The sequence below is a fragment of the Corallococcus sp. AS-1-6 genome, assembly GCF_020037015.1.
In the GTDB taxonomy this organism is placed as follows: Bacteria; Myxococcota; Myxococcia; order Myxococcales; family Myxococcaceae; genus Corallococcus.
This window is the reverse complement of sequence record NZ_JAIQDE010000034.1, coordinates 79,683-86,106: the sequence shown is the minus strand read 5'-3', so window position 1 is coordinate 86,106 and position 6,424 is coordinate 79,683. Positions and strand designations below refer to the sequence as shown.

The following is a 6,424-nucleotide window of genomic DNA, read 5'->3' as shown; positions in this document are numbered from 1 at the left end:
GGTGGAGCGGGTGGGTGATGATCACCGAATCCCGCGACGATGGCTGCATACGTGGGGTGCGCTGAGATGGGTTTTCCGGAGCCCGTCTCCAAGGGCCTGGCCGCCCTCATCACCGCCACGGCGATTGCGTACCTGGGCGTGGACACCGTGTGGACCCTCCTCGACGGCTGGCTGACGCTGGTGCGCCACGTGGACCAGGCCACCACCTTCCTCCAGGTGCGCGACGCGGGCGAAGCCTACGGAGGCGTGCTGGGGAGGAACGCCGCGCGCGTCTTCGTGATGCTGGCCACGGCGGCGATTGGCAACACCGCGGGGCTCGCGATGAAGGCCCCCACCCTGCCCGGCTCCGCCCAGGCCGCGGTCGCGGTGGAGACTCAGGCGGGCCTCCAGTTCATGTCCCTCGCGGGTGTGCGCTCCGTGGCCATGACGGCTGACGGCTTCACCCTCGCGCTGGCACCCAACGCGGTGGCCATGTCATCGCGGCCCGGCAAGCCCCAGCGCCACCACCTGGCCACCATCCGCAATGAGAAGTCCGCGAAGAATGGCGGGCCCTGGACCCCGCTTTTCCGGAAGCTCTTCAAGAAGGCCGGAATGGAACTGAAGGACCCGGAGAACATCGTCGAAGTCCCGGGCCACCGGGGGCCTCATCCCGCCGAGTATCATCGACGTGTGATGAGACACCTCCTGGACGCCACCGAACAATGCAGAACCGTCGCCCAATGCCGCGATGCACTGACGAGCGCGCTCAAGGAACTGGCTGAAGAAGCCAACACTCCAGGCACTGTTCTGAACAAGCTGCTGACCACTCGCCCTGGGCGTTGAGACAACCATCATGGCTCATCGTTTCTTCGAACTGCATGGCGACCCCCAGGAGGGGTACTGGTATCTGGATGATCCGGTCGACAAGAACGGCGTGGAGGTCGACGACGCCTGGCGGCTCAGGACAGGGAGGCCCGTCGAACTCACGGGGCCGCTTCGAATCCCCATCATGGAGCCCGGAAAGCCTCGTGACTTCTCCATGGCGGGGCTGAGCATGGTCCCGGTCATTCACGTCAAGCTCGCTACGCTCCTGGCAGAACGCGCCGCCGACGACGTGCAGCTTGTCCCCGTCACCATTCCCAAGCACCCGGACCAGTACGTCCTCCTCATCACCCCCCGAGTCATCCGCTGCATTGATGAGCATGCGTCGGAGGAGGCCCGGCGATGGGAGCCCCAGGACGGACGGCCTGAGAAGGTCGGTCAGTACCGTTCCGTGTACGGCATGCGTATCGACAAGGCCCAGGTGGGGGACGCCAGGGTCTTCCGGACCTGGGGTTGGTCCATCGCGCTGATCGTCTCCGAGGACATCAAGACGGCGCTGGAGGCCACCGGCGCCACCGGCATGCACTTCACGGAGGTGTAATGCCCCCGCACGCCACAGGCCCGGGTCGCTAGAGTCCTCGGCCTGGAGGACTTCCCCCATGCCCCGCTCGGACAGCTTCATGGAGTACACGATCGAACTGCTGAGGCCCCTGGGCCCGGTGCACGCCCGGTCGATGTTCGGCGGCTGGGGCCTGTACTTCGGTGGCCGGATGTTCGGCCTCATCCTCCAGGGCCAGCTCTACCTGAAGACGGACGACGTCACCCGCCCCGACTTCGAGGCCGAAGGCTGCCGGCCCTTCATCTACCAGAGCCGGGGCCGGGAGCAGCCCATGAGCTACTGGACGCCCCCCGCGGACGCCGAGGACGACAGCCGCCGGCTGCTGCCCTGGGCCCGCCGCGCCGTGGACGCCGCCAACCGCGCCGCGATGAAGAAGGCCGCGAAGAAGAAGCCCGCCGCGAAGAAGAAGCCCGTCAAGCGGTCTTGATGCGGGCCACCTCACCGAGCCCCAGCTCGGTGATGGAGAGCTCTCGCATGCGGAACTTCTGCACCTTGCCGGTAACGGTCATCGGGAAGCTGTCCACGAACTTCCAGTGGCGGGGAATCTTGAACGTGGAGATGCGGCCGGTGCAGAAGGCCGTCAGCGTCTCCGCCGTGAGCGCCGCACCGGACTTCAGGCGCACCCACGCCATCACCTCCTCGCCGTACCTCACGCTGGGCACGCCGATGACCTGCGCCTCGGAGATCTCCGGGTGCGTGTGCAGGAACTCCTCCACCTCACGCGGATACACGTTCTCCCCGCCCCGGATGATCATGTCCTTGATGCGGCCGACAATCTTGACGTAGCCCTCCGCGTCCATGGTCGCCAGGTCACCGGTGTGCATCCACCCCGCCCGGTCGATGGCCGCCACCGTGGCCTCCGCGTTGTCCCAGTACCCGAGCATCACGCTGTAGCCCCGCGTGCACAGCTCCCCCGGCTGCCCCAGCGGCACCACCGCGCCGGAATCCGGATCCACCACCTTCACCTCCAGGTGCGGGTGCACGCGCCCCACCGTGGCCACGCGCTTCTCCAGCGTGTCGTCCAGCGGGTTCTGCGTGGACACGGGCGACGTCTCCGTCATGCCGTAGCAGATGGTGACCTCTCCCATGTGCATCCGCGACTGCACCTGCTTCATCACCTCCACCGGACACGGCGAGCCCGCCATGATGCCGGTGCGCAAGCTGCGCAGGTCGAACTCGCCGAAGCGCGGGTGGTCCAGCTCCGCGATGAACATCGTGGGCACGCCGTAGAGCGACGTGCAGCGCTCGGCCTGCACCGTCTGGAGCACCGCCAGCGGGTCGAACGCCTCGCCCGGAATCACCATGGCGGAGCCGTGCGACGTGCAGGCCAGGTTGCCCATCACCATGCCGAAGCAGTGGTAGAAGGGCACCGGGATGCACACGCGGTCCTCCGGCCCGTAGCGCAGCACCTCGCCCACGAAGAAGCCGTTGTTGAGCACGTTGTGGTGCGACAGCGTCGCGCCCTTCGGGAAGCCCGTGGTGCCGGACGTGTACTGGATGTTGATGGGGTCATCGAACTGGAGCGACAGCTCGCGCGCCTCCAGCACGTCGTCGCCAATGCTCGCGCCGCCCTCCACCAGCCGCTCCCAATCCGAGTCCAGCACCAGCGCCTCGCGCAGGCCCGGGCACCGGGGCCGCACCTCCGCCAGCATCCGCGTGTAGTCCGTCTGCCGGAAGCCCTTCGCCAGGAGCAGCACGCTCACGCCCGCCTGGTTGAGCGCGTACTCCAGCTCCGACGTGCGGTAGGCGGGGTTCAGGTTGACCAGGATGGCGCCCGTGCGCGCGAGCGCGTACTGCGACACGGTCCACTCGAAGCGGTTGGGCGACCAGAGCCCCACCCGGTCCCCCTTCTGGATGCCCAGCGCCAGCAGCCCCTTGGCCACCGCCGTCGTCGCGTCCCAGAACTGCCGCCAGGTGACGCGGTAGTTCTGCGAGGCCACCACCAGCGCCTCGCGGTCGCCGTAACGTTCGACGGTGCGGCGCAGGTTCTGACCGATGGTCTCCCCCAGCAGCGGGGTGGTGCTGGTGCCATGGGCATAGGACAGGGCGGTCGTCATCCCCGCATCGTCCCCAGGGGGCCCCGGGACGGCAAGCGTCAGCGTGGAGCAGGGCCTCTGGCTGTCCGCTCGTCTCCACGGCGCGACCGCCGCACGCGGTCCACGCCCTGGCACGCAGCGCAGAAGTAGAGCGTGCGTGCCGCCAGCACCTGCCCCGTCACCTTCCCACCGCAGCGAGGACACGGCAGGCCCGCGCGGCTGTACACGCAGAAGCGCTCCGCCCGCTTGCGGCCGGGCGACGGCAGCGGCGGCGCTCCCGGCGTGACGATGAGCCCGTCCCGCACGCCGTCCTGGAGCAGCGCCCGCATCACGGCCCACAACCGGTCGAACGCATCGCGCTCCAGCTCGCACGCGGGCAACAGCGGCGGCAGCCCCGCGACGAACAGCGCCTCCGCCCGGACGATGTTCCCCACGCCCGCGATGCGCCCCTGGTCCAGGAGCGCCTGCGCCAGCGGCATGCGCCCCCGCGTCAGCCGCGCATACGCCCGGTCCGGTGACGCATCCATGCGCAGCGGATCCTCCCCCAGCCTGGCGCGCAGCGCGGCCTCCTCCTCCAGCGACAGCAGCTCGCACGCGGACGGGCCGGACAGGTGCAGCGTCGCCCCTTCCGAAGCCAGCCGCAGCCGGCACGCCGTGGACGGCTCCGGCGCGTCCCGCCGGAAGTGGCGGATGCGCCCGAAGAGCCCCAGGTGGATGTGCAGCCGCACGTCCCCCTCGAACGTGTGGAACAGGTGCTTGCCGTGCGCGTCCACGTTCAACAACGTCCGCCCGGACAGCCTCCGCGCCACCTCGCCCCGGCCCTGCGGCGAATCGGCCGTGAAACGCCGCCCCACCAGCCAGCGGCGGTGGACCCGGGCGACCCGGTGGATGCTGTGACCTTCAGGCATCCCCCTGGGTAATCCCCGCCGCCCCTCGCCGCCGAGCCGCACAGCGCCCTGCCCCCTGAACGTCCAGACGGCCGCGACGTTTTCCCTCCGGCGGCATCCACGTCCAGAACCCGGTCGCTACGCCCCGGGACGCCGGAAAAAGACCAACCCCTCCGCCATCTGCCGCTCGAACGCCGGAAACAAGGAAAACGCCGGCACGGCACGCTATCCTGACGCAACGCCCCATGGACGATCCGAACGCCCGACTGGTTGCCACCCTGCTGGAGGCGCGTCAGCGCCACTGCTTCCCCCCGGACGTGCGCAAGGCCGCGCCGGAGTTCGTCTCGCAGGTGCTGGGGCTGCTCTTCCCCCACTTCGCGGAGCGGCTGGAGTGCAACGCCGCCGCCGTGCGCCGGGACGTCACCGCGGTGGAGGCGAGCCTCCAGCGCATCCAGTCCCTGCTCGCGCCGCACTACCCCGTCACGGACGCGGGCATGTCCTCGCGCTTCATGGCGAAGCTGCCGGACCTCTATGAGTGGCTCCAGCAGGACGCGCGCGCCATCTTCGAGGCGGACCCCGCCGCGCGCAGCGTGGACGAGGTCGTCCTCACCTACCCGGGCTTCTACGCCATCGCCATCTACCGCGTGGCGAACGCGCTGCACCGGCTGAACTTCCCCCTGCTGCCGCGCCTGCTCACCGAGTACGCCCACCAGCGCACCGGCGTGGACATCCACCCGGGCGCCACCATCGGCCGCAGGTTCGTCATCGACCACGGCACGGGCCTGGTCATCGGCGAGACGACGGTGATTGGCGACAACGTGAAGCTCTACCAGGGCGTCACGCTGGGCGCGCTGATGGTGGAGAAGGCGCTGGCGGACAGGAAGCGCCACCCCACCATCGAGGACGACGTCGTGGTGTACGCGAACGCCACCATCCTCGGAGGCGGCACGGTGGTGGGCAAGGGCAGCATCATCGCCGGCAACGCGTGGCTCACGCAGAGCGTGCCCGCCCAGTCCGTCGTCACCCGCCGCAGCGAGGTGCGCGCGCGCCACGGCGAAGAGGGCCTGGACGTCCTCGACTACCACATCTGAGTCGTTCCCCACGCAGTGCCCGTTCCCCATTCACAGGAGACGCCATGAAGGTCGACAACATCCTGCAGACCATTGGCAACACGCCGCACGTGCGCATCAACCGGCTGTACCCGTCGCGCGTGACGGTGCACCTGAAGCTGGAGCGCGCCAACCCGGGCGGCAGCATCAAGGACCGCATCGGCCTGGCCATGGTTGAAGACGCGGAGAAGAAGGGCCTGCTCAAGGAAGGCAGCGTCATCATCGAGCCGACGAGCGGCAACACCGGCATCGGCCTGGCCATGGTGGCCGCGGTGAAGGGCTACAAGCTCATCCTGGTGATGCCGGAGTCCATGAGCATCGAGCGCCGCCGCGTGCTCGCCGCCTACGGCGCCCAGTTTGACCTGACGGAGCGCGCCAAGGGCATGAAGGGCGCCATCGCCCGCGCCCAGGAGCTGGTCGCGCAGACGCCCAACGCGTGGATGCCCCAGCAGTTCGAGAACGAGTCCAACATCGAGATCCACAAGCGCACCACCGCGCAGGAGATCCTCAACGACTTCCCGGACGGGCTGGACTACCTCATCACGGGCGTGGGCACCGGCGGCCACATCACCGCGTGCGCCGAGGTCCTCAAGGCGAAGTGGCCCAAGCTGAAGGTGTTCGCGGTGGAGCCGGTGAAGTCCCCCGTCATCAGCGGCGGCCAGCCGGGCCCGCACCCCATCCAGGGCATCGGCGCGGGCTTCATCCCGAAGAACCTGCACGTGCAGAGCATCGACGGCGCCATCCAGGTGGATGAGAAGGACGCCTTCGAGTTCGCCCGCCGCGCCGCGCGCGAGGAGGGCATCTTCGTGGGCGTGTCCTCCGGCGCCTCGCTGTCCGCGGTGAACCAGAAGCTGGCGGAGATGCCGGACGGCAGCCGCGTGCTCGCCTTCTGCTACGACACCGGCGAGCGCTACCTCTCCGTGGAGAACCTCTTCCCGGCGCAGTAGCCCTCTGCGCGCATCCCGGTCCGGG

Annotated in this window: 6 protein-coding genes and 1 pseudogene; 5 read left to right on the top strand and 2 right to left on the bottom strand. The window is 69.2% G+C overall.

All coding sequences use genetic code 11. The annotated features are described in order from the left end of the window. Positions 1–75: 75 nt before the first annotated feature. The 3 genes and pseudogenes from K8612_RS33830 to K8612_RS33820 form a co-directional block, all read left to right on the top strand. Positions 76–822, top strand: a pseudogene (locus K8612_RS33830) (AHH domain-containing protein); the annotation flags it as partial. Between the two features lie 10 nt (positions 823–832). Beyond that, positions 833–1,402: an imm11 family protein gene (locus K8612_RS33825; RefSeq protein ID WP_223765265.1), complete on the top strand. Its 570-nt coding sequence runs from the start codon at positions 833–835 to the stop codon at positions 1,400–1,402. Positions 1,403–1,460: 58 nt separating this feature from the next. Next, positions 1,461–1,847: a TfoX/Sxy family protein gene (locus K8612_RS33820; RefSeq protein ID WP_223765264.1), complete on the top strand. Its 387-nt coding sequence runs from the start codon at positions 1,461–1,463 to the stop codon at positions 1,845–1,847. On the opposite strand, the gene K8612_RS33815 is transcribed toward K8612_RS33820, so the two are convergent. Beyond that, complete coding sequence (locus K8612_RS33815; protein WP_223765263.1) at positions 1,834–3,477, bottom strand: AMP-binding protein; 1,644 nt, start codon at positions 3,475–3,477, stop codon at positions 1,834–1,836. The genes K8612_RS33820 and K8612_RS33815 overlap by 14 nt on opposite strands. A 38-nt stretch (positions 3,478–3,515) precedes the next feature. After that, entirely contained in the window at positions 3,516–4,364 is an 849-nt protein-coding gene (locus K8612_RS33810; RefSeq protein ID WP_223765262.1) for an Fpg/Nei family DNA glycosylase, read from the bottom strand. Between the two features lie 224 nt (positions 4,365–4,588). Between K8612_RS33810 and epsC the strand changes: the two genes are divergently transcribed. Together epsC and cysK are read left to right on the top strand one after the other, a co-directional pair. Beyond that, on the top strand, positions 4,589–5,434 hold the full coding sequence (gene epsC / locus K8612_RS33805) for a serine O-acetyltransferase EpsC (RefSeq protein WP_223743773.1): 846 nt from the start codon (positions 4,589–4,591) through the stop codon (positions 5,432–5,434). A 44-nt stretch (positions 5,435–5,478) separates the two neighbouring features. After that, positions 5,479–6,399 (top strand): cysteine synthase A, encoded by a 921-nt coding sequence (gene cysK / locus K8612_RS33800; protein WP_223765261.1) that lies wholly within the window; start codon positions 5,479–5,481, stop codon positions 6,397–6,399. The last annotated feature ends 25 nt before the right edge of the window (positions 6,400–6,424 follow it).

Excerpts from the sequence above, each read along its gene's own strand:
- K8612_RS33825 (WP_223765265.1), top strand. The coding sequence starts at position 833 with ATGGCTCATCGTTTCTTCGAACTGCATGGCGACCCCCAGGAGGGGTAC.
- K8612_RS33820 (WP_223765264.1), top strand. The coding sequence starts at position 1,461 with ATGCCCCGCTCGGACAGCTTCATGGAGTACACGATCGAACTGCTGAGG.
- K8612_RS33815 (WP_223765263.1), bottom strand. The coding sequence starts at position 3,477 with ATGACGACCGCCCTGTCCTATGCCCATGGCACCAGCACCACCCCGCTG.
- K8612_RS33810 (WP_223765262.1), bottom strand. The coding sequence starts at position 4,364 with ATGCCTGAAGGTCACAGCATCCACCGGGTCGCCCGGGTCCACCGCCGC.
- epsC (WP_223743773.1), top strand. The coding sequence starts at position 4,589 with ATGGACGATCCGAACGCCCGACTGGTTGCCACCCTGCTGGAGGCGCGT.
- cysK (WP_223765261.1), top strand. The coding sequence starts at position 5,479 with ATGAAGGTCGACAACATCCTGCAGACCATTGGCAACACGCCGCACGTG.